1 protein-coding gene is annotated in these 922 nt (G+C 66.3%); it reads right to left on the bottom strand.

What is annotated here, in order from left to right:
• The coding region (locus NKH04_RS33095; protein WP_353045608.1) for an IS110 family RNA-guided transposase at nucleotides 1-839 on the bottom strand (839 nt) is incomplete at its 3' end.
• Nucleotides 840-922 lie beyond the last annotated feature (83 nt).

Consider the following 922-nt stretch of genomic DNA (forward strand, 5'->3'; position numbering starts at 1 on the left):
CCCACCACCAGCGCCTGCCGCAGCATCTCGTCGCCGGCCCGCGTGATCACCCCCAGCCGGTTCTTGCCGGCGGTCGAATGGTTCTTCGGCGTCAGCCCCAGCCACGCCGCGAAGTCGCGTCCCGAACCGAACGCTGTCGCATCAGTGACCTTGACGCCGAGCAGGCTCGCCACGACCGGCCCGACGCCGGGCATCGCAGCCAGCCGCTGTCCAGTCTCGTCCTTGCGGTGATGGGCCAACAGCTTCTTGTCGATTGCCGCGTATCGCGCGCACACCGCGCGGTATTCCTCGCCGAGCGTCTCAAGCAGTTCCTTTGCCAGCGCCGGCACCGTCGCGTCGCCGGCAATGCGGGCCAGCAGTGGCTCGATGCGGGCAAGGCCTTGTGCGGCCACCAGGCCGAATTCGGCTGCGTAGCCGCGGATCGTGTTGGAAAGCTGCGTGCGCCGCCGCACCAGCTGCTCGCGCACCCCAAACAGCATCTGCGCCGCTTGCTGCTCGCCGCTCTTGATCCCAACAAAGCGTGTCCTGGGCCGGCTCATCGCCTCGCAGATCGCCTCGGCGTCAGCCGCGTCATGCTTGCCGCGCCGCACATACGGCTTCACGTGCTGCGCCGCGATCAGCACCACCTCATGACCCAGCCCCGACAGCGTGCGCGCCCAGTAATGCGAGCCACCGCACGCCTCCAGCCCGATCCTCACCGGCGCAAGCTTGGCGAAGAACGGGACTACCGCCCGCCGTTGCAATTTACGCACCAGCACCGAACGCTCCGCAGCGTCGACACCATGCAGCTGAAAAACACTCTTGGACGTATCCATGCCAATACGGATAAGGTGTTCCACGGACGGCTCCCTTGTTTGAGATCTCAACGAACTCATTCTGGCACATCCGATGCCGTCGGGCGCCGTCCACCCCATCATGCCGT

The organism is Mesorhizobium sp. M1365 (assembly GCF_040317865.1).
GTDB lineage: Bacteria > Pseudomonadota > Alphaproteobacteria > Rhizobiales > Rhizobiaceae > Mesorhizobium.